The sequence below is a fragment of the Pseudoalteromonas sp. BZK2 genome, assembly GCF_014349195.1.
Taxonomy (GTDB): domain Bacteria; phylum Pseudomonadota; class Gammaproteobacteria; order Enterobacterales; family Alteromonadaceae; genus Pseudoalteromonas; species Pseudoalteromonas simplex.
The window spans coordinates 53460-75709 of record NZ_JACSOG010000025.1; the positions used below are offsets into that span (position 1 = coordinate 53460).

A 22250-nucleotide genomic window follows, 5' to 3' on the forward strand; every position below is an offset into this window, starting at 1 on the left:
AGATTTAAGGCAAAGCAGTAGGCTTTGCCTTAAATTTTTGGAACAACCAACTAAGCGCAACTAACGACAAGCCTAAGCCGATAAACGAAATAGCCCGCAATAATCCAGTTAAGTTTGCCATATCAATCAAGAACACTTTTAACACCACCAGCGCCAATAAGCCAAGGCCAAGCTTTTGTAATAACGTAATGGTTTTTAAATGCCCTATCACAACTACCATAGCTCCGATAATAAGCCAAACTAAAGAATAACTGTAAAGCTCGGCATCTGAGGTTGGCAAAGCAATATTTATAAACTCGCCTTGCCAGTTGTGGCGAATTTCCGCATTGATATATAAAACACTCATCACACCTGCAAGTACTGTAAACAGCTTTTGTAAATAGTGCTGAGATTTCGTCAGTCGGCTTGCCCAAATTGCAATTAAAGCTGGTACTAACCAAAGTAATAGTAACCAGTTAATAATCGGCCAACTGCCTATATTTACCGGTTCAAAAAACGGATTTACAGCGGTAAAGCTTTTCACTACTAGCAAACCGCTTAATGTTAATAACGCAAAACCAGCCATTTGATAGAGCTTAGCCAATTGCGCAGTAAAGCGTGAGCGCAGTAAGTAAACACAGCCCAAGATGCCCCAGTTACAGGTCAGTAAAATATGCTCATACACAGACAAATTCTCAAAGTCAGGATAGCGCCCTACTAACTGATAGCTCGTCTCTGTGGTAATAAATAAAGCAATGCAATGTAGGGCTGCACCCTCTAGCCACATTCGAACAGATTGCTGCTGCCAATGCCTTGCTGCCAAGTAAAATAAGCAAGCACATACAGGATAAACAACCAAACTCCAATGTACACCGAGCAGCAGCGCATCACTGTAATCCGCTGACCAAGGTGCAAAACTTAATCTAATGAGTAAAGCACCAACTAAACCTTTAAGCGGCCAAGTCAGTATGCTGAGTGACTGTTTATTAACATAAAAACTGATCAACAACACTTGCACAGCAAGCGCTAAGGTCAAGCTGCTACCTTCAAGGAGCATGGTTAATGCCAAACTAATATTGGCATTACCGCCAAGCCAGTAACTAAATACTCGCATTGGATTTGTGCTATTGATGGATAACTTAAATAGCCAGGCAGACAGTGCCAGTAATACAAAGCACCAAACCGGGTATGCCGTCATCAAGGCATGGTCGGGAGTGATGAGATATAAGCAACTAATAATCACAAAACTTGAAAGTGATGCGAGTAACGTAAAGCCAAAGCGTTTAGGGTATTTACGACCAAATAAAAAACCATAGCCTGCAAACAGAGCAATAAAAAACAGCCCTGCTCCGTAGTTTTGCCTAAATACAAAAAGCTGCTCAGAATAATCAACAGTATTATTTTGCCCTGTCAGCAAACACACCACACTCACCACAGATATTATTAGCCAGTGATCCCATGCACTGTTTTTTAATACCAAAAACAACAGTAAAGCCACTAACAACAACATACTCAATTGCCAAGTAAGCAGTTGGTTACTACTCATGAGTAAAAGATAAAGTGGTACGACAACCGCTAATAACAGAGGGTTGTCGGGCAGTTGTTTCAGTAGCGTTTTAAAGCGATGTGGGCGGTATTCAATTTGCTTAAAGCCCAGCCCAAGGCGTGGAATAGCAATTAACAATATGATGCTAAATAGAGCATAAAGATTAATAAACCAATGCAGGTTTTTAGATACTGTCAATGCAACTAAAATGTACCAACCTAAATGACCTGCCCATAACAGATACCACAGCCAATGACGTTTTACATAATGCGCTACCAGCGAAGCAGAAACACTAACAAAAGCAACATAGGTAAGCAGCGCTATAAAATCATTATTCCCAGTATTGACCCAAACCGGCACGCTGTAGGCGCCAATAATACCAATGACCGCAAGCACTGGACCAAAACGCAGCGCCATCCAGCTTGCAGCTACAGAGATTAAGGTTAAAACGCTAAATGCAGGTAATGCTTGGAGTAAGCCATAATGGCTGTAGGCCAGTAAAGTGAGCGCAAAACAACTGATAAAGCCGCCGCTAGCAAGCGCAGCGGGAATATAGTTACTAAACCCATCAAAGATAATACCTTTACGATGTAACACCTCAGCCGCAACAATTAAGCTCAGACCAAAAATAGCCCCAAGTGTGAGTCGCATAGTTTCGGATAATAAGCCTGCTTCCAGTGAATAGCGGGCTAAAAAGATACCACCAAAGGCAAGTGCAACCGCTCCTACCCAAGTTAGCCAATTGGCTTTGATTTGTGTAACGAGTTGGCTTACTAGCGGATTTAAAATGGCAGGCTTGGGTTTTGTTGGCTCTGGCTTTTTAGCGATAACCTCAATCGGCTTAATAATAGCTTTCGGCTTTGGTTCAAATTTTGCTGTGTCAGTCAGATCTTCGTTTGAATTTTCAAACGTGTTTGCAGTATTTGTTTGAGGGTTATTAACATATGTCGCGTTAAGTTTTACTCGAAGAGCAGCCACCTCTCGCTTTAAACTAGAGAGTTGAAAAAGGGCAATAATGCCAGCAATTGAGCCACCTACAACAACTAGTGCTAGTAAGACTAGTAACGCAATACCGCCGTCCATACTCTCTCCTTGTGTATACTTTAAACAAAAAAGCAAAAGCCTTAATTGTTTATACAATAAACACTTAGCAAGAGTAAATAAACAACGATATTGCGTTTTAACCAGTTAAGACTGTTCAGTCACCGTACGCTCTAAGGTCATTTTGTAACCTGAGTCAGTGGTTTCATCGTGTTCAATCACCAAGATATAATTACCTTCTTCGGTAAAATCCATATCGCTTTGTTGTAATAGCACAATCTGCTGGCCGTTATCTTCAAACACCACATAAGTTGTATAAACTTCGTTATCAACCACCTGCTCTTGTTGGTCGTATTGATCTAACCCTTCAACAACATTGCTAGTATCTTCAACCGTTTCGCCATTGAGGGTAAAGTACACATCGACTTCGTCTATCTCTTGCCCTGCATAGCTATCAATTAAGTTAACCACAGTAACTGCGTGGCTGTAGCTGCTTGGTGTTAGATTTTCTTCAATGGTCATCATACGAGGGCCGTAATCTTTGTCATTGTAGAAAAGACCAACCGCACTTTGCTCACGCTCTAATGTCATTAAGAAGTTATCTACAATCGTGTCGCCAGCTTCATCTAACATGGCGACGCTGTAACTATTTGGCGACATGCTCATGTATTCAGAGTAACTATCGTTGCTAACAACTTCGGTGTTAGTCGCCGTTGTGCCTCGGGTTACTTTAAACTGGGTTTGCGTGTAATCATCAATGGTATTAATAAAACGCAGCTGACCTTGCGCGTCTTGGTGGTTTAGTTGTGTTACAGAGCTACTTGCCGTCACGACATCAAGCGTAATGCCATCTTCTGCTGTTGCATAACTTGGGCGGATCATCGCCATGTACGTTGCTTCATCATTAAAATACACGGTTGGTGATTCAAAAATCACATCTGTGCTGCCGCTAGCGGTAATATAAATAGTGTAATAACCTTCCTCAAGCGTGGCTAATTCTGGCTCAACGAGGTATTGCGAAGTCATTAATAACTCTGCGGTATCAAATACACCATCGTCAGTGGCAACATATACATCGTAAAGATTGTCTTCGCCAACAATATTAAAAAAGCCGACATTGAATTCATCTTCATCGCTTGACGTCGGCACACTTAGCTCTGTAAAAATTGGTTCAGCAAAGTCACCATTCATTACTAATAACTGAGTTTGATCATTTTTTATATTGATAGTTTCTTCGTCAATCGTAATATAACTGTCGTTGGCATCAACATATTCAAAACTGAGATCATACTCCCCCGAACTGTAGTTATGACGAGTTGATACATCACCAAAGTCTGCCCCCGAGCGCTCAGTGTCATCAACAAATAAACGCGTGTATGGGCTGTTGTAAGAGCCATTGTACAGTTGCACATAGCCACTGTTGCTACTGCTGCTGTCATCGCTTGAGCAGGCAGCTAGTACCGAAAGCAAACTTGAGGCAACAATTGTTTTAAGCAGAGTGCTTTTCATGGAATTTTTTCCTTATTGTTTGTAATACCCCATTCTGACTCGAATAGTGCGAAAAAATTCTATGTTTTACAAACTATTACCTTCACTTACAGTTACTTACGATAAGGTTAAAAAGTGTAGAAAATGATGTAGAAAAGCACTTAATTAATCATAATTATGGACAGAAAATCACATTTATAGTGAAAGCAGCTTACTTTTACATGAAAAGTAAATAATGATTACATTTTAGGCGTTTATACAATCAAATCAGATAAATTATTAGATAGTTAAATTTGCGCTATGCAGCACAAAAAAATTAGCAAATAATGGTGTTCACACAAACGGGATTAGAATGAGGACTATGAACACGATTTTAACCACACAATGCGATGATGATGTTGGTCTAATTGCCAAGATCACCGGCCTTTGTCATCAGCATAACTTAAACATTACACGTAATAACGAATTTGTAGATAAAGACGCTAAACGCTTTTTTATGCGTACAGAGTTAAGCGGCGTTATATCAGAGGACTTCTTACCAAGGCTTGCTGAGCTACTTCCTGATGGCGCAGAGCTTGCCCTGCACAGCAGCGAAAAAACGAAAGTGGTATTGCTTGCCACTAAAGAAGCGCACTGCTTAGGTGGTGTATTACTTAAGCAGTTCGAAAAAGCCTTAAACATCGAAGTACTGGCTGTGATTGCCAACTACGCTGATTTAGCGCCATTGGCTGCAGGCTTTGGCGTGCCATTTCATGTGGTATCGCACGAAGGTTTAAGCCGTGCGGAGCATGATCAACAAGTCGGTGATTTAATTGCCAGCTATCAGCCTGATATTATCGGCCTTGCAAAATATATGCGTATTTTAAGCCCTGAATTTGTGGCGCGCTTTGAAGGTAAGATTATTAATATTCACCATTCATTTTTGCCTGCCTTTATTGGTGCAAAGCCTTACCATCAGGCATTTGAACGCGGTGTAAAAATTATTGGTGCGACCGCCCATTTTGTTAATAATGAGCTTGATGAAGGGCCGATTATTTTACAAGATGTGACGCATGTCAGTCATGCGGATACCGCAGAGATGATGGCAAAAATGGGTAAAGATGTAGAGAAAACAGTATTCTGTAAAGCGCTGCAACTCGCATCTGAACATAAACTGTTTATCAATGGAAATCGAACCGTGGTGTTCGCTTAAGCAATAAAATGAAGAGGCTGAATGGCCTCTTTATTATTTTTATTATCGTTTGTTATGCCGACTCAATAGGCTCTAGTTGCAATTTAGAGGCAATTAATACCGCTTGAGTACGGTTATACACACCTAGCTTTCTAAAAATTGCTGTAATGTGTGCTTTAACGGTTGCTTCAGAAATATGTAACTCGTAAGCAATCTGTTTGTTTAACAAGCCTTCGTGTAAGTATTGCAACACCTTGTATTGCTGCGGTGTCAGTGAAGCCACTTGCGCTGCAATTTCTTTGTCTTCGCCATCTACAGCAGCCACTTTATCTTTAAGTTCAAGTGGCAGCCAAACATCGCCTTCAAGAATGTGGTTGATTGCCAGCGCAATATCATCTGATGAAGATGATTTAGGAATAAATCCCATCGCACCATAACCCATTACTTTAGAAACTACATTGATGTCTTCGCTGCCGGAAACAACAGCTATTGGTAAGCTTGGATAGTCTTCGCGAATGCGAATAAGGCCGTATAAATCGCCATTGCCTGGCATGTGAAGGTCTAGTAGTAAGATATCAAGATCTTCTTGCTCGCTTAGCACCTGCAAAGTGGTATCAAAGTTTTCCGATTCAAACACTTCTAAATCAGCGAACTTAGCACTCAATGCCCCTTTCAGCGCTTCACGAAATAACGGATGATCGTCCGCTATTAAAAACTGACTCATGGTTCACTCCTAATAAATTCGGCTGACACCTATTTCTAAGTGACAGCCGATATACTACGTTTAGAATCAACTTCTAATCAAGTTTTTAACGCGATTTTAACGATTTAATCGGTTTTCGATTAGCTCATCAACAACGCTTGGATCGGCTAGTGTAGAAGTATCTCCAAGCTGTTGGTGCTCATTTGCCGCAATTTTACGTAAAATTCGACGCATGATCTTACCAGAACGAGTTTTCGGTAAACCCGGAGACCATTGGATCATATCTGGTGATGCAATTGGGCTTAACTCTTTACGAACCCAGTTACGTACCTCTTTTGTTAGTTCATCACTCACAACAACACCCTCATTTGGTGTGATGTAAACATAGATGCCCTGACCTTTAATATCATGCGGGTAACCAACTACAGCCGCTTCTGCTACTGCTTCGTGAGCAACCAATGCACTCTCGATTTCGGCAGTACCTAGGCGGTGGCCTGATACGTTAAGTACGTCATCTACACGGCCTGTGATCCAGTAGTAGCCATCTTCATCACGACGACAACCGTCACCAGTGAAGTACACACCTGGGTATGCTGAGAAATAGGTTTGTTCAAAGCGCTCATGGTCGCCATAAACTGTGCGAGCTTGTGATGGCCAGCTGTCTAAAATAACAAGGTTACCGTCAACCGCGCCTTCTAATGTGTTGCCTTCAGCATCAAATAGTGCCGGTGCAATACCAAAGAACGGACGAGTTGCAGAACCTGGTTTCATATCTGTCGCACCTGGTAATGGTGTGATCATGATGCCACCAGTTTCTGTTTGCCACCAAGTATCGACGATTGGGCAGTTTTCGTTACCAATATGCTCGTAATACCATGCCCACGCTTCTGGGTTAATTGGCTCACCTACAGAACCCATAACACGAAGACTTTTACGAGTTGAAGTCGCTGTTGGCTCATCGCCTTTCGCCATTAGAGCACGAATAGCAGTCGGTGCTGTGTAAAGGATAGTCACGTTGTGCTTATCAATTACTTCACCCATACGGCCCGCTGTTGGGTAAGTTGGTACACCTTCAAATACGACTTGCGTGCAGCCATTCACTAATGGGCCATAAGCAATGTAGCTGTGACCTGTGATCCAGCCCACATCGGCACTACACCAGAAAATATCGTCTTCTTTAAGATCAAACACATATTCATGTGTCATCGATGCATAAACAAGGTAACCACCGGTAGTATGAACCACACCTTTTGGTTGACCCGTTGAGCCTGAAGTATAAAGAATGAAAAGCGGATCTTCTGCATTCATTGGTTCAGGTTCGCACTCAGCTGGTAAGTCAGCGACAAGCTCATGCCACCAAACATCATGACTATTCCATTCAACTTCACCACCCGTTAGCTGATGAACAATAACGTGCTCAACGGTGGTTACCGAGTCTTGTGATACCGCTTCATCAACATTTGCTTTAAGTGGTACGCAGTTGCCAGCACGGCGACCTTCGTCTGAAGTAATGACCACTTTAGCGCCTGAGTCATTAATTCGGTCAGCAATCGCTGATGGAGAGAAACCACCAAATACCACAGAGTGAATCGCACCAATACGCGCACACGCTTGCATAGCGTAAATAGCCTGCGGTGTCATTGGCATATAAATAGCAACACGGTCACCTTTTGATACGCCTAACTTTTTAAGGCCATTGGCTAATTTTGCGACTTCGTCGTGAAGCTGTTGGTAGCTAATATTTTCGTTGTGTTCAGGGTTGTCGCCTTCCCAAATGAGGGCTGTTTTATCGGCTTTAGTGGCAAGGTGGCGGTCAATACAGTTATAAGATGCGTTAAGTTGGCCGTCTTCATACCAGCGGATGCTGATGTGGCCTTTGTCGAATGAGGTGTTCTTTACTTTATTATAAGGAGTTGACCAATCAAGACGTTTACCGTGTTCTCGCCAAAATCCTTCAGGGTCATCAATAGATTGCTTGTACAGTGTATTATATTTATCGTTGTCAACTAGTGCTGCATTCTTGATATGCGCTGGTACTGGATAGATACTTTCTGACATTGTTGTCGTCTCCATTTTAATTACTTGCCTACGGCCTGCATCAAGGATCACTCAGCAAAGCCCCTGAAAGTATTAGACCTTAGTTGTATATCTTGTCATTTAACAAAAAACGTCGAAATCGCCTTCTATAATCTAGTTCAATGTTAGATTGGTTGTGATTTAACCAGATATTCCACCTTAGTCTAATAGACCAATAGATAATTGAGAGAAGTCTTATCTTAAACAACAGTGGTACAACAACATTATTAAAAAATCATTAATGCAACAAGTAGCTTCGACAGGAATACACATTATGACAACAACAAAAGTAACCGCATTAAAAACACTAGCAGCTTCAGCTGTTTTATCAGCACTTGCCAGCAATGCTAACGCTGCAACCATTGGTAACACAGAGGTTTCTTATGGTGGCTATGTAAAACTTGATGCCATGTGGAGTGATTACTCAGCAGGCGTACCAGCCGGTGGTAGTATTGGCCGTGACTTCTATGTACCTGGTACAACACCAGTAGGCGCAGACAGCGACAGCGATGCTGTATTTGACATGCACGCGCGCCAATCTCGCTTTAACCTAGGTACCGCAACAAAGTTAGACGATGGCAAAACCATCAAAACTAAAATTGAAATCGACTTTATTGCTTCAGCACCAGGCGGTAACGAACGTGTAAGTAATTCTTATGCACCACGTATTCGTCAGGCATTTGTAACTTATGATGGCTGGTTATTTGGTCAAGCATGGTCAAACTTTCAAAACGTAGGCGCATTACCTGAAACACTCGACTTCGTGGGACCTGCTGAGGGTACCGTGTTCGTACGCCAAGCACAGGCACGTTACACTACTGGCAACTGGTCATTCTCTATCGAAAACCCAGAGAGCACAGTCACAGTAGACGGCGCTCGCGTAGCCACTGATGATGCATCAATGCCAGACTTTACAGCACGTTATGCACATAAAGCTGATTGGGGGGAATTAGTATTTACCGGTCTTGCTCGTCAATTAACTTACAAGCAAAATGGCATTGATGCAGATACATCATCGTTCGGTATCAGCGCCTCAGGTAAAGTTAATTTTGGCCAAAACAACCTAAAATTCATGCTAACTCAAGGCTCAGGTTTAGGCCGCTACATTGGTTTAAACGTAGCAAATGGTGCTGTGCTTGATGGTGATGATTTAGATGCGATTGATTCAACATCAGGTTTTATTGCTTACCAACAACACTGGAACAGCCAATGGCGTTCTACTTTCCTTTACTCATTCTTCTCAGCAGATAACAACACAGATTTGCTTGCAGTGACTGGCGACCCTACAGAAATGAGCCAAAGCTATAGTGCCAACCTTTTGTACTCGCCTGTTAAAAAGCTCACCTTTGGTGTTGAGTTTAAACATGCCGAGCGTGAGTTAGAAAGCGGTGCTGACGGTGATATGGATCGTCTACAGTTCTCTGCAAAATACGTTTTTTAAGATTTAAACTTATTTACTTCCTGAAGCGGCTTCGGCCGCTTTTTTTATATCTCCTTTTTATATTTCTGTGCCTTTTAAACTTTTTTGCAATCAATTATTCACTAAAACAGCAAACCTCAATTGCAAATTATTTTCATTTAGATTAGATTACGCATTAATTTCACTATTCATTGAACTAATTGGAACTTTGCATGTCATCAACAAAATTTTTGCGCTTATCTCAATTAAGCCTTGTGACCTCAGCACTTTTAAGTGGCCACGCTTTTGCAGAACAACAAAAAGAAGAACAAGCAATTGAAAAAATTGCCGTGTATGGCCAGCATCATAAAAACTACATCACTGAAGAAGCACAGTCTGCGACCAAATTAGGGCTAACAATTAAAGAGACACCACAGTCAATCTCTGTTGTTTCACGTGCATTAATGGATGACTTCTCACTCGATAACCTTAACGCAGTTCTTGAAAGCACACCGGGTGTGACTGTTGAGCAAATTGAAACTGATCGTACTTATTTTAAAGCTCGCGGTTTTGAGATCACTAACTTCCAGGTTAATGGCATGGGTATGCCACAAGACAACGGTTCAATCCAAGGTACTCTTGATACCTCTATTTTTGATAGTGTTGAAATTGTACGTGGTGCCAATGGTTTAATGACAGGTGCGGGTAACCCATCAGCAACCGTGAACATGGTTCTAAAACGCCCTACTTATCAAACACAAGTAAATGCGTCTGTATCGTATGGTTCGTGGGACAACAAACGTTTAGAGCTTGACGCTTCAACGGCTATCAACGAAAACCACGCTGTACGTGCAGTATTCACTAAGCACAAAACTGAGTCATACCTTGACCGTTACGAGCAAGATAAAACAATTTATTACCTAGCCTACGAAGGTCAATTAACTGATAGCACAGTAGTCACTGCAAACTATGTAAATCAAAAGAAAGATGCCGACAGCCCACTTTGGGGTGCCTTACCACTTTATTACAGCGATGGTTCAGCAACAAACTTTGATGCGTCAACCAGCACTGCTTCAGATTGGTCATATTGGAATAACACAACTGAGCAGCTGTTCTTATCAATTGAGCAAGCAATCACCAATACTTGGTTCTTAAAAGCCAGCTACGCGCACTTAGAAAATGAGCAAGATTCTGAGCTTTTCTATGTTTACGGCACACCAGACAGAGAAACAGGTCTTGGCCTAACTGGTTATGCTAGTGAATATGACCACAAAGATAAGCACGACATTTTAGATATCTACGCAACAGGTAAATTTGATTTATTTGGTATGGAACATGATCTGTCGTTTGGTGTAAACCAAGCAGATATGGATAACAAAGATAAATCATTGTATGACTACACTACAGGCAATGGTTTCCCTGCAATGCCTGAGCTAGGTGGTTGGGACGGTGTTGCGCCAGTACCAACACTTACTGATGGTTTAACAGGTGCTGATATCACTAGCCGTCAACGCTCTGCATATGTTTCAACACGCATTCGTGCAACTGACGCATTCAGCATTTTAGCAGGTGTGAGCCAAGTAAATTGGGAAACTGAAGGTGCCTCTTACGGCGTTGCAAAAGACAAAGATAGCGACCAAACGGTGCCTTACTTCGGTGCTGTGTATGATATCAACGAAAGCTTCTCAACTTATGCAAGCTACACAGAAACCTTTGTTCCACAAATAGAGCGTGACATCAATGGCGATTACTTAGATCCAATCACAGGTAAAAGTAGCGAAATTGGTGTGAAAGCGCAGCTTCTTGATGACGATTTATTTGTAACTCTTGCATACTTTGATGCTAAACAAGTTGGCCTTGCTGTTGCTATCCCTGATTCATTACCTGACGACACTCGCTACTATGGTGCAGATGGCATTAACAGCGACGGTATTGAAGTAGAGCTTAGTGGTCAAATCAACGAAACACTAAGTGCAAGCTTCAGCTACAGCAATCTAAACATTGATGGTGATGAGTTAGTCAAAGACTACACACCTGAAAACCAATTCAAACTTGCTGTAACTCATAAAGTGCCTGAAGTTGATGGTTTAACCTTTGGCCTAAACTATCGCTGGCAAGACGATACAAAGCGCGTACAAGTTCGTGATGCGGCAACAAATGCTGCACTTATCACCACAACGCAAGATGCGTACGGCCTATTAAACCTAATGGCAACATACGATATTAATGACAATATGAGCGTTAACTTGAACGTTAATAACGTGACCAACGAAAAGTACATCCACAGTCTTTTCTGGGCACAAGGTTATTACGGCGCACCACGTAACTACTCAGTGTCTTTCAACTGGCAGCTGTAAGCTTTGAGCTAGAAGCTGAAAGTTTTAAGCTTTAAGTACATGAAAAGCCGCATCATATGCGGTTTTTTCATCCATAAAAAAACCGCTAACTGTGTAGCGGTCTTTTTGTGTTAAGTGCGGGTCAAATCACGCTTAACTATACTCTTTTGCGGTGTTTATAGCTCGTCTTCAGCTAATAGGCCTGCATCTTCACCATCTTCTGGTTGCACAGTTGCTTGAAGTAATAGCATCTCACGTAACTTACCTTCGATCTCATCTGCGATCTCTGGGTTATCTTTTAAGAACTTAATTGAGTTTGCTTTACCTTGACCAACTTTGCTGCCATTGTAGCTGTACCAAGCACCTGATTTTTCTACAATCTTATGCTTAACACCTAAGTCGATTAGTTCGCCTTGTTTAGAAATACCTTCACCATACATGATGATGAACTCAGCTTGTTTAAACGGCGGAGCAACCTTGTTTTTAACAACTTTAACGCGGGTTTCGTTACCAACAACCTCATCGCCTTCTTTCACTGAACCAATACGACGAATATCGATACGTACTGAAGCGTAGAATTTAAGTGCGTTACCGCCTGTTGTTGTTTCAGGGTTACCAAACATAACACCAATTTTCATACGGATTTGGTTGATGAAAATACATAGTGTGTTTGAACGCTTGATGTTACCTGTAAGCTTACGTAATGCTTGTGACATTAAGCGAGCTTGCAGACCCATGTGTGAGTCACCCATGTCACCTTCGATTTCAGCTTTAGGTGTTAAAGCTGCTACCGAGTCAACAATCACAACATCAACAGCACTTGAACGAACTAACATGTCACAAATTTCTAATGCTTGCTCACCCGTGTCTGGCTGAGAAACAAGTAAGTCATCAATGTTTACACCCAATTTTTGTGCGTATACAGGATCTAGAGCGTGCTCAGCATCTACGAATGCACACGTTTTACCTTGCTTTTGAGCTTCAGCGATAACTTGTAAAGTAAGTGTTGTTTTACCTGATGATTCAGGACCATACACTTCAACAATACGGCCTGTAGGTAAACCACCAATACCTAGTGCGATATCGATACCTAGTGAACCTGTTGAGATTGCTTCAATATCTAGGGCTTTGTTGTCGCCCAGTTTCATAATTGAGCCTTTACCAAATTGACGCTCAATTTGTGATAAAGCAGCGTCTAAGGCTTTTTGTTTGTTATCGTTCATTCTGTTCTCCAAATCCGGCTAATGCAGACAGTATACTGTATGAAATCACAGTATCAAGCTAATTTTCAGATTTTATCAATTCAATTATGTTTTTTAACGAATAAACAATAGCTTGCAGTCTAACTTCAGCTCTATCACCAGCGAAAACCTGTTTGCTTGAGTAGTTTTGACCAGCCAAATGAATACAAAACCACACTAATCCCACAGGTTTATCCAGTGTTCCACCACCGGGGCCTGCTATCCCCGAAATAGCTATTGCAATATCGGCGTTTGCAGCTTTTGCCGCCCCCGATGCCATTTCAACAACGGTTTGTTCACTCACCGCGCCAAAGCTGTTTAAGGTTTGCTCGCTAACGCCAATGAGCTCATGTTTTGCTTGGTTACTATAAGTAACAAACGCTCGGTCAATATAATTAGAACTCCCCGGGGTATCGGTGAGCGCATAACTCACTCCACCGCCAGTGCATGATTCTGCGGTAGTGATCCATAAGCGTTTATCCGTTAAAATAGCTCCTAATTTCGCAGCAAGTGTTTTAATCTCTTGATGTAATTCCATATTCAGCCTTTGGGTAAATACATGTCGTTTGATCTTTATGCACCGCACACTATAAAACAACAAACCCCTATGATGCAGCAGTATCTAAAAATAAAAGCCGAGCATCGGGATATTTTATTGTTTTATCGTATGGGCGACTTTTACGAACTTTTCTTTGATGATGCCAAGCGTGCAGCACAACTTCTTGATATTTCTCAAACCCACCGAGGTAAAGCCGGTGGCGATCCCATTCCAATGGCGGGTGTGCCCTATCACGCAGTAGAGAACTATTTAGCTCGCCTTGTACAAATGGGTGAGTCGGTGGCTATTTGTGAACAAGTTGGCGACCCAGCTACTAGCAAAGGCCCTGTTGAGCGTAAAGTTGTGCGCATTGTTACACCGGGCACTATTTCTGACGAAGCGTTATTACAAGAACGCCAAGACAACTTGCTAACCAGTGTGTGGCAAAGTAAACAAGGCTTATATGGTATTGCTTATTTAGATATTAACTCTGGCAGATTCAATGTGTTAGAAGTAAATACTGATGAAGCATTTAGCTCAACATTACAACGTTTAGCCCCTGCTGAGCTGCTATATAGTGAAACATTTGCAAATGTGCATTTAATTGAACATATCAAAGGCGCACGTCGTCGCCCAGAATGGGAATTTGATTTAGATACTGCACAGCATTTACTTTGCGACCAATTTGGCACCAAAGATTTAGTTGGTTTTGGTGTAGACAAAGCACACGCTGCTTTGGTGGCTGCGGGCTGCTTAATGCAATATGTAAAAGACACTCAACGTATTGCCCTGCCGCATATTCGTGCGATTACCCTTGAGCAAAACGAACACGCGGTGATCTTAGATGCCGCAACCCGTAAAAACCTTGAACTAACAGTTAATTTATCAGGCGGCTACGAAAACACGCTTGCACAAGTACTTGATAAAACAGCGACTGCGATGGGTTCACGCTTATTAAAGCGTCGTATTCATACACCAGTGCGCAGCAAAACAGAGCTCAACTCTCGACTAAACGCTATTAGTGCAATTATCGATGCGCAATTATGTGGTGAGCTACAAGAGTCATTAAAGCAAATTGGCGACATTGAGCGTGTTATCGCCCGTTTAGCGCTTTGCACAGCACGCCCGCGTGATTTAACGCGCCTGCGTAGCGCACTGCAAGCTCTGGCACCATTACACGAATTACTTTTGGACGCCAACGATCCGCGTATTAGTCAAATAATAGCGCAATCACAGCAATTACCTGAGCTACAAGACTTACTAGAACGTGCTGTCATCGAAACCCCACCGGTACTTATTCGTGATGGGGGTGTTATTGCCCCGGGTTATAACAGTGAGCTTGATGAATGGCGTGCCCTAAGCCAAGGCGCAACCGATATTCTCGAAAAGCTTGAAGAACGTGAGCGTGAACGCACAGGCATTAGCACTTTAAAAATTGGCTATAACAAGGTGCATGGCTTTTTTATTGAAGTAAGTCGCGCTAACTCGCACTTGGTTCCTGCCGATTATATTCGCCGTCAAACGCTAAAAAATAATGAGCGCTATATTATCCCTGAGCTTAAAGAGCACGAAGATAAAGTACTTGGTAGCCAGTCAAAAGCGCTAGCACTTGAAAAACAGCTTTACGAGCAACTCTTTGAGTTTATTGCTCCGCACATTGAGCAGTTACAAACAATGGCAGCTGTTTTAGCAGATTTAGATGTACTGAACAATTTGGCCGAACGTGCGCAAGCGCTCAATTATGCTAAGCCAACACTGTGCGATAACGATAATATCAGTATTAAACAGGGTCGCCACCCAGTGGTAGAACAAGTAATGAAAGACCCGTTTATTGCCAACCCTGTAGAGCTTAATAACGACCGTAAAATGTTAATTATCACAGGTCCAAATATGGGTGGTAAATCGACCTATATGCGCCAAACCGCACTTATTGTTTTGATGGCTCACATTGGTTGTTACGTTCCTGCTGATAGTGCAGAAATTGGTAATATTGACCGTATTTTTACGCGTATTGGCGCAAGTGATGACCTAGCATCAGGGCGCTCAACCTTCATGGTTGAAATGACCGAAACGGCAACAATTTTAAATAACGCCACAGCGCAATCACTGGTACTGATGGATGAAATTGGTCGCGGTACTTCAACTTATGATGGTTTATCGCTTGCCTATGCAACGGCTGATTATTTAGCATCAAAAATTGCTGCTAAAACTTTGTTTGCAACCCACTATTTTGAGCTAACCGAACTGGCCGAGCAAAAAACGGGGCTGGTTAATGTGCACCTCGATGCCATTGAGCACAACGACACCATTGCCTTTATGCATACCGTGCTTGAAGGCGCAGCAAGCAAGAGCTTTGGTTTACAAGTTGCTGCTTTGGCTGGTGTACCAAAAGCGGTTATCCAACAAGCAAAACAAAAGCTTAAAATGCTTGAGAATCATCAACCTGTTACTGCCCCTATTGAGCAACAACAGCAAACATTAAGTTTTGATGATGAGCCTTCTGAGCTTGAATTAACCTTAAAACAGCTTGATCCAGACAGCCTAACGCCAAGACAAGCACACCAACTACTGTATCAATTAAAAGATTTACTTTAAATTTTGAGTGGATATAAAAAAAGCTGACGTAACGTCAGCTTTTTTGTGTGTTCTGAACCCGTGGGTTCGATACCCTTGATCAGGTATACATTGTTGTCAAATCAGGTGAATTGGTCGAATAGGCTATCTGTACTTAAACCTTCGTGTTGCAAAATGTCTTTTAAGCGACGTAATGCTTCCACTTGAATTTGTCTTACACGTTCACGTGTTAAGCCAATTTCACGACCAACATCTTCAAGGGTTGATGGCTCATAGCCCAGTAAACCAAAACGACGAGCAAGTACTTCACGCTGTTTCGGGTTTAACTCTCCAAGCCAATCAACAATGTGCTTGTTGATGTCATTGTTTTGTACTTCGCCTTCTGGACCGTAGTCTTTCTCATCGGCGATAATATCTAATAACGCTTTGTCATTTTCACCACCGATAGGTGTATCCACCGAGGTGATTTTTTCGTTTAAACGCAGCATCTTAGTAACATCTTCAACCGGCTTATCTAAGCACTCTGCAATTTCTTCTGCAGTGGGTTCATGGTCAAGTTTCTGCGTTAATTCACGGGCTGTTCTTAAATAAACATTAAGCTCTTTGACCACATGAATAGGTAAACGAATCGTACGTGTTTGGTTCATGATGGCACGTTCAATGGTTTGACGTATCCACCAAGTTGCATAAGTTGAAAAACGGAAACCTCGTTCTGGGTCAAATTTCTCAACGGCTCTGATAAGGCCTAAATTACCTTCTTCAATAAGGTCTAGTAGCGCAAGGCCACGGTTGTTATAGCGGCGGGCAATTTTCACCACTAAACGTAAATTACTTTCAATCATTCGCTTGCGAGAGGCTTCACAGCCTTTCAGTGCTTTTCGAGCAAAATAGACTTCTTCTTCTGCGCTTAACAGCGGAGAAAAACCAATCTCACCAAGATACAGCTGTGTAGCATCTAAATTCTTGGCAACTTCTTCTTTTGCAAAAATTTCATCTTCGTTGTCGACTTCTTCAAGTAATTCAGAAGACTCTTCTTCGACTACCGTGTCATCAAATTTATCGTCAATCGCGTCAGTTTTTTTCTCAAGTTTTGCTGTGTGACCCATAAGCGTCCTCCCGAGCAAATATGTGATTGAGCTAAATCACTTTATCAATACCCTAAATGGCTAAGGTAGATACTTAGCAGGATTGACTGCTTGACCCCGATAACGAATTTCAAATCTCAAAGCCGTAACCGTAGAGTCTGAACTGCCCATTTCTGCTATTTTCTGCCCCGCCTTTACTTCCTGTTTTTCCTTTACAAGCAACTTTGAATTGTGCGCGTAAGCACTTAGGTAATCATCATTGTGTTTCAAAATGATTAAATTACCATACCCCCTCAATGCGTTGCCCGCGTATACCACAGTTCCATGTGCAGCAGCTACAACAGAAGCCCCTTGTTTATTAGTGATCTGTAACCCTTTAAAGCCATTCTCTTTATTAGAGAAGCGTTGCGTTACTTTACCTTTAGCAGGCCAGTTCCATACAACTTTTGCATTAGAATTACGTTTTTTTTCACTAATTATTTTGTTGGCTTGTTTCTGAACATACTCTCGTTGTTTTGGCTGATCAAGCTCTTTCTTTAATTTTTTGTTATTTTTTTGTATAGAAACAGTAGACTTTTTACTCGAATTCGTATATTTTTTCGTCTTTTTTTGTTTTTGTGCCGATTTTATGAGCGAAATATTCTGCCCAGGGAAGATGGTATAAGGTGCTGGAATATCGTTTATTTTTGCGAGGGTTCGAAAATCTTGCTGAGCACTAAAGGCAATTGAATACAATGTATCGCCCTTTTTGACTACATATTTTGAACCTGAGATATTAACTTTGCGTGTGGCGGGTTTAACTTTATTATCTAAACTACTCACCGGTGCTGGGGCTTCGCGAGAAGTACAGCCAAAGAGCAAAATACTAAGAAACAAAGTAACATAGACTGTTATCTGCCTGCTCATCGTAAAATGCTCCTTATCGTACTAGTTTAATGGTTTTACGGGTTATCGCAGTAAAAAGTACGCAACCACAACTAAAACAACTAATCCCCAGCCAAGCGCTTCAACATATTGACGTAATTTCTGCTCCATTTTAACGCCGCCCCACTTCATTAAAGCCGACACTAAGAAAAAGCGTGCGCCACGACCAATTGCCGAAGCAATTAGAAACGGCAGAAATGCCATTTGCATCAAACCTGCACCTATGGTGAAAACCTTATAAGGTATGGGGGAGAATCCCGCTAAAAACACCACCCACACACCGTAGTTTTCAAACCAACTTAGCGCTGTGTCAAATTTCGCTTGCCAACCCATTTGCGCAATCAGCGGCTCGACCACAGGTTCGAATAACCAAAAGCCAAGTAAGTAACCTAAAATACCACCAATCACTGAAGCAATCGTCGTAAAGCTGGCAAAACGCCATGCTTTATCTGGTTGAGCAAGTGACATAGGTGCTAGCATGACATCCGGTGGTACCGGAAAAAAAACAGATTCAGCAAAACTCATCCCTGCTAAATAACGCTCTGCATGGCGATGTTTAGCCCATACCAGTGCCATATCATATAACTTAGTAAACAACTTCAAAGTTTAACGTCCTATTCAATATCACCAGGTACCAAAGGTACAAATCTTACTGGTGCAACTTTATGTTCTGTGAAAGTATCGCCATTTCTAACGACCATCATTAATTGCTGATCTTGCTCACCGATAGGTGCAATCATAACGCCCCCATCAGCCAATTGAGCAAGTAACCCTTGTGGCATAGTGGCGGCTGCAGCTGTAACAATAATCCCCTCAAACGGCGCTTGTGATTGCCAGCCTTGCCAACCATCACCATGTTTCATGGTGACATTATATAAATCGAGTTTGTGCAAACGGCGTTTTGCTTGCCACTGTAGTGCTTTTATACGCTCTACCGAGCACACTTTAGTGAACGTTTTTGCCAGTATTGCCGTTTGGTAGCCAGACCCTGTGCCAATTTCGAGCACTTTATCACGTACGCCCGCTAAGCGAAGTAGCTCAGTCATACGTGCGACAATATAAGGCTGCGAAATCGTTTGTCCTTGACCAATTGGCAATGCGGTATTTTGATAAGCTTTGTGCTGTAAAACATCATCGATAAAAATGTGTCTGGGTGTTGAGGCTATCGCTTCAAGCACAGTGCTGTCTTCTACACCTTCGCGTTTCAATAACTCTGCTAATGCCAGTGCGCTGCGATTATAATTAGTCAGCACTATTAATCTCCATATTTGCTAACCAGCTATCGACGGCTTGTAAACTTTCTTTCGCTGTCATATCAACACTAAGCGGGGTCACTGATGCGTAACCATTATTTATGGCGTAAAAATCAGTGCCTTCACCTGCATCACTTTCAGCACCAAGGGTACCATACCAATAAATGTCACGGCCCCATGGGTCTTGTTGTTTCGTCATGGTTTCAGCTTTATGACGCGAACCTAAACGGGTTACCTTGACTCCTTTTAGCTCAGTAAGTGGAATATCTGGCACGTTTAAGTTGATGATTTGATCTTTCGGTAATGGGTGCGATGCCAATTCTTTGATAATACTCACCGCAACCGCAGCAGCAGTTTCAAAGTGATTTCCTTCTTTAGAGCATAACGACACAGCAATGGCAGGAAGTCCTAAGTGGCGACCTTCAGTGGCGGCGGCAACAGTACCTGAATACAAGGTGTCATCACCTAAATTGGCGCCGTGGTTTATTCCGGCTACCACGAGATCTGGCTGCTGCTCGGTTAACTCGTTAACCCCTAAGTGTACACAGTCAGTCGGCGTGCCATTAATTGAAATGAAACCATTATCAAGGGTAGTTGCACGCAGCGGATTCATTAACGTTAATGAATTACTTGCGCCACTGCAATTGCGATCTGGCGCCACTAAGGTCACATCTGCAATTTGCGTTAATGCATGATACAAAACCGCAATCCCTTTAGCATGTACGCCATCATCATTGCTCAATAAGATTTTCATTTACGCATCCTTTTGTTTTTGTTCTCTGGGGCTTGCATCTTGATAGTCCACCAACTCACGCAGTAAGGCAGTAGCAAAACAGCCTTTTGGTAGACCAAAACTTAACTTTAAAGTAGTTTCGTCAATCGTTTCAACGGCTAATGAGTCTGGGATCAGTCGTAACATTCTACGCTCATTCTTAAGGCCAAGTTCGCTAAGGCCTTCTATCCAAGATTGATAAGGTTCTAGCCACACTTTTTCGGTTTCGGTCAGGCCTTTTTCGCCTTTACCAACCATGGGGGCCGACATCACAATATCACCAGACGCTAAGCGAGCAATATTGTCATCACTAATGTTGTCTTCAAAAAATGCATTACTGCCGCAGAGCATAAACACTTCGTGGTGCATTGTTTTTGCAAGGCCATGCTCGGCAACCCGCATACTCACAATTTCATTAAATACATAAGATCGTGCAGCTGAAATAACTAAACCACGCAATTTTTTATCGCGGATACGCTCTCCAGCAAACATGCGCTTTGCCATTTCAAGGTTGTGACCACCATGCCCAAAGCGCTGCTCACCAAAGTAATTAGGCACCCCTGCACGCACCGCGTTGATACGGCACAAAATATCCAGCGGCTCAGTCACGTTGCGTAACGTAATGGTAAAGCGATTGCCTTTATGGCAACCCGTTCTGAGCTTACGGTTATGGCGCTGTTGCGAAATTACAAAAAATTGCTCGTTATTCAGTTCACTAAATTCTATGTGCTTTTTAATTGGTACTGGCACGCTAAACCACTGTGTACACACGCCATGACGGTCTTTTAAGCCTGCATAACTCACATCACGTGGAGATACCCCTGCTTTTTCGGCAATGCGTTTCGCAATAAACTGAGTATTTTCACCTTTTTTTACAACCTGCAAGCAAACATGTTCACCAGAACCAGTAAACTCAATCCCCAAGTCTTCATCAACCATGAAGTCTTCGGCGTGAGTTTTAAAGTCAGCCTTAGAAAGAGGTTTACCGTATAGGTAGTTTAACTCACTCATGCGCTTAGTTTGCTCATAATCACCACTGCGTGGCTTGAAATACCTTCTTTGCGGCCTTCAAACCCTAGCTTCTCTGTGGTTGTTGCTTTCACATTAACTTGTGAAATATCAGCTTCAAGGTCTTGGCATAAGTTTTCACGCATTGCTTGAATATGTGGCAACATTTTTGGTGCTTGCGCAACAATCGTCACATCGGCATTGCCAAGTACGTAACCTTGCTCTTTAGCAAGCCCAACCACGTGGCGTAGTAAAATTCGGCTATCAATATTTTCGTATTCGCTCGCAGTGTCTGGAAAATGCTTGCCAATATCCCCCATTGCTAATGCACCTAAAATAGCATCACACAATGCGTGAATGGCAACATCACCATCTGAATGCGCTAAAAAGCCTTGTGGGTAATCTATTTTTTCACCACAAATTACCAACGGGCCTTCGCCGCCAAATTTGTGTACATCAAAGCCATGGCCAATTCGAATCATGAGGTACTCTCGTTTTGTTGTTTTTGCAGTAAAAATGCTGCTAAATCTAAATCTTCTGGGGTGGTGATTTTAATATTGTCACTGCGACCGGCAACCAGCTTAACAGGCTGCTTAGCCCATTCAATTGCCGATGCTTCATCAGTGATAGTCACACCATTTTTAAGGGCACTTGATAGCGCATTAGTCAGCGCTTGATAAGGGAAAAACTGAGGAGTGAGTGCCTGCCATAAATCATCACGAGGCACTGTTTGCTCACTGTGGGTATGACCGCGCTTAATGGTGTCTTTTACTTTTGACGCTAAGATACCGCCTTCATTGGCAGCGATGCATTCTGTCATTAAACGCTGAATATCAGCCAAACACACTAACGGCCTTGCTGCATCGTGCACAAGTACCCAATCAGGTGGATTATCAGCAAGTGATAGCAAGGCGTTAAGCACTGAATCAGCGCGCTCTTTACCACCACTCACACGCTCAATACGCTTATCTATGTGTGGTAAATCAGCAAAGTAGCCGTCATCATCGCTAATTGCTACTTTTATGGTGTTTAATTCGTTAAGTTCTGCAAGTTTACTCAGAGTGTGTTCTAAAATAGTTTTCCCCGCCAGTTCAATATACTGCTTTGGCGCCGAAT

18 protein-coding genes are annotated in these 22250 nt (G+C 42.3%); 4 read left to right on the top strand and 14 right to left on the bottom strand.

All coding sequences use genetic code 11. The annotated features are described in order from the left end of the window. Positions 1-4: 4 nt before the first annotated feature. Both BIZ38_RS15110 and BIZ38_RS15115 read right to left on the bottom strand, forming a co-directional pair. Entirely contained in the window at positions 5-2608 is a 2604-nt protein-coding gene (locus BIZ38_RS15110; RefSeq protein WP_187490645.1) for a DUF2339 domain-containing protein, read from the bottom strand. 105 nt (positions 2609-2713) lie between these two features. After that, entirely contained in the window at positions 2714-4075 is a 1362-nt protein-coding gene (locus BIZ38_RS15115) for a DUF4397 domain-containing protein (RefSeq protein WP_187490646.1), read from the bottom strand. A gap of 340 nt (positions 4076-4415) precedes the next feature. Here BIZ38_RS15115 and purU point away from each other — a divergent pair, with 340 nt between their 5' ends. Further along, a complete protein-coding gene (gene purU / locus BIZ38_RS15120; RefSeq protein WP_187490647.1) occupies positions 4416-5246 on the top strand; it encodes a formyltetrahydrofolate deformylase in 831 nt (276 codons plus the stop codon). 52 nt (positions 5247-5298) lie between these two features. Here purU and BIZ38_RS15125 read toward each other — a convergent pair whose 3' ends face one another. Both BIZ38_RS15125 and acs read right to left on the bottom strand, forming a co-directional pair. After that, positions 5299-5949 carry a response regulator transcription factor gene (locus tag BIZ38_RS15125; protein ID WP_054551155.1) on the bottom strand — a complete coding sequence of 217 codons (651 nt, stop codon included), beginning with the start codon at positions 5947-5949 and terminating at the stop codon, positions 5299-5301. A gap of 96 nt (positions 5950-6045) precedes the next feature. Then, positions 6046-7986: an acetate--CoA ligase gene (gene acs / locus BIZ38_RS15130; RefSeq protein WP_054551154.1), complete on the bottom strand. Its 1941-nt coding sequence runs from the start codon at positions 7984-7986 to the stop codon at positions 6046-6048. 292 nt (positions 7987-8278) lie between these two features. Between acs and BIZ38_RS15135 the strand changes: the two genes are divergently transcribed. Both BIZ38_RS15135 and BIZ38_RS15140 read left to right on the top strand, forming a co-directional pair. Next, entirely contained in the window at positions 8279-9445 is a 1167-nt protein-coding gene (locus BIZ38_RS15135) for a DcaP family trimeric outer membrane transporter (protein WP_138599724.1), read from the top strand. Between the two features lie 191 nt (positions 9446-9636). Further along, complete coding sequence (locus tag BIZ38_RS15140) at positions 9637-11760, top strand: TonB-dependent siderophore receptor (RefSeq protein ID WP_187490648.1); 2124 nt, start codon at positions 9637-9639, stop codon at positions 11758-11760. A 155-nt stretch (positions 11761-11915) separates the two neighbouring features. On the opposite strand, the gene recA is transcribed toward BIZ38_RS15140, so the two are convergent. Then, positions 11916-12962, bottom strand: coding sequence for a recombinase RecA (gene recA / locus BIZ38_RS15145; protein ID WP_054551150.1), 1047 nt, complete (start codon positions 12960-12962; stop codon positions 11916-11918). Between the two features lie 58 nt (positions 12963-13020). Next, positions 13021-13518 (bottom strand): nicotinamide-nucleotide amidohydrolase family protein, encoded by a 498-nt coding sequence (locus BIZ38_RS15150; RefSeq protein WP_138618550.1) that lies wholly within the window; start codon positions 13516-13518, stop codon positions 13021-13023. A 21-nt stretch (positions 13519-13539) separates the two neighbouring features. Here BIZ38_RS15150 and mutS point away from each other — a divergent pair, with 21 nt between their 5' ends. Next, a complete protein-coding gene (gene mutS / locus BIZ38_RS15155) occupies positions 13540-16113 on the top strand; it encodes a DNA mismatch repair protein MutS (RefSeq protein ID WP_138618548.1) in 2574 nt (857 codons plus the stop codon). A 101-nt stretch (positions 16114-16214) separates the two neighbouring features. On the opposite strand, the gene rpoS is transcribed toward mutS, so the two are convergent. The 8 genes from rpoS to ispD form a co-directional block, all read right to left on the bottom strand. Then, complete coding sequence (rpoS, locus tag BIZ38_RS15160; protein WP_054551147.1) at positions 16215-17198, bottom strand: RNA polymerase sigma factor RpoS; 984 nt, start codon at positions 17196-17198, stop codon at positions 16215-16217. A 60-nt stretch (positions 17199-17258) separates the two neighbouring features. Next, a complete protein-coding gene (locus tag BIZ38_RS15165; protein WP_054551146.1) occupies positions 17259-18083 on the bottom strand; it encodes a peptidoglycan DD-metalloendopeptidase family protein in 825 nt (274 codons plus the stop codon). Between the two features lie 42 nt (positions 18084-18125). Next, positions 18126-18704 carry a YqaA family protein gene (locus BIZ38_RS15170; protein WP_054551145.1) on the bottom strand — a complete coding sequence of 193 codons (579 nt, stop codon included), beginning with the start codon at positions 18702-18704 and terminating at the stop codon, positions 18126-18128. A gap of 11 nt (positions 18705-18715) precedes the next feature. After that, positions 18716-19354, bottom strand: a complete 639-nt coding sequence (locus BIZ38_RS15175) for a protein-L-isoaspartate(D-aspartate) O-methyltransferase (RefSeq protein WP_054551144.1) — start codon at positions 19352-19354, stop codon at positions 18716-18718. Further along, entirely contained in the window at positions 19344-20108 is a 765-nt protein-coding gene (surE, locus tag BIZ38_RS15180; protein ID WP_054551143.1) for a 5'/3'-nucleotidase SurE, read from the bottom strand. The genes BIZ38_RS15175 and surE overlap by 11 nt, the downstream gene beginning before the upstream one ends. Beyond that, entirely contained in the window at positions 20109-21137 is a 1029-nt protein-coding gene (gene truD / locus BIZ38_RS15185) for a tRNA pseudouridine(13) synthase TruD (protein ID WP_187490649.1), read from the bottom strand. Then, complete coding sequence (ispF, locus tag BIZ38_RS15190) at positions 21134-21616, bottom strand: 2-C-methyl-D-erythritol 2,4-cyclodiphosphate synthase (RefSeq protein ID WP_054551141.1); 483 nt, start codon at positions 21614-21616, stop codon at positions 21134-21136. Before ispF ends, truD begins: the two co-directional genes overlap by 4 nt. Further along, a partial coding sequence (gene ispD / locus BIZ38_RS15195) for a 2-C-methyl-D-erythritol 4-phosphate cytidylyltransferase (protein ID WP_187490650.1) occupies positions 21613-22250 on the bottom strand: 638 nt, incomplete at its 5' end. The genes ispD and ispF, both read right to left, overlap by 4 nt.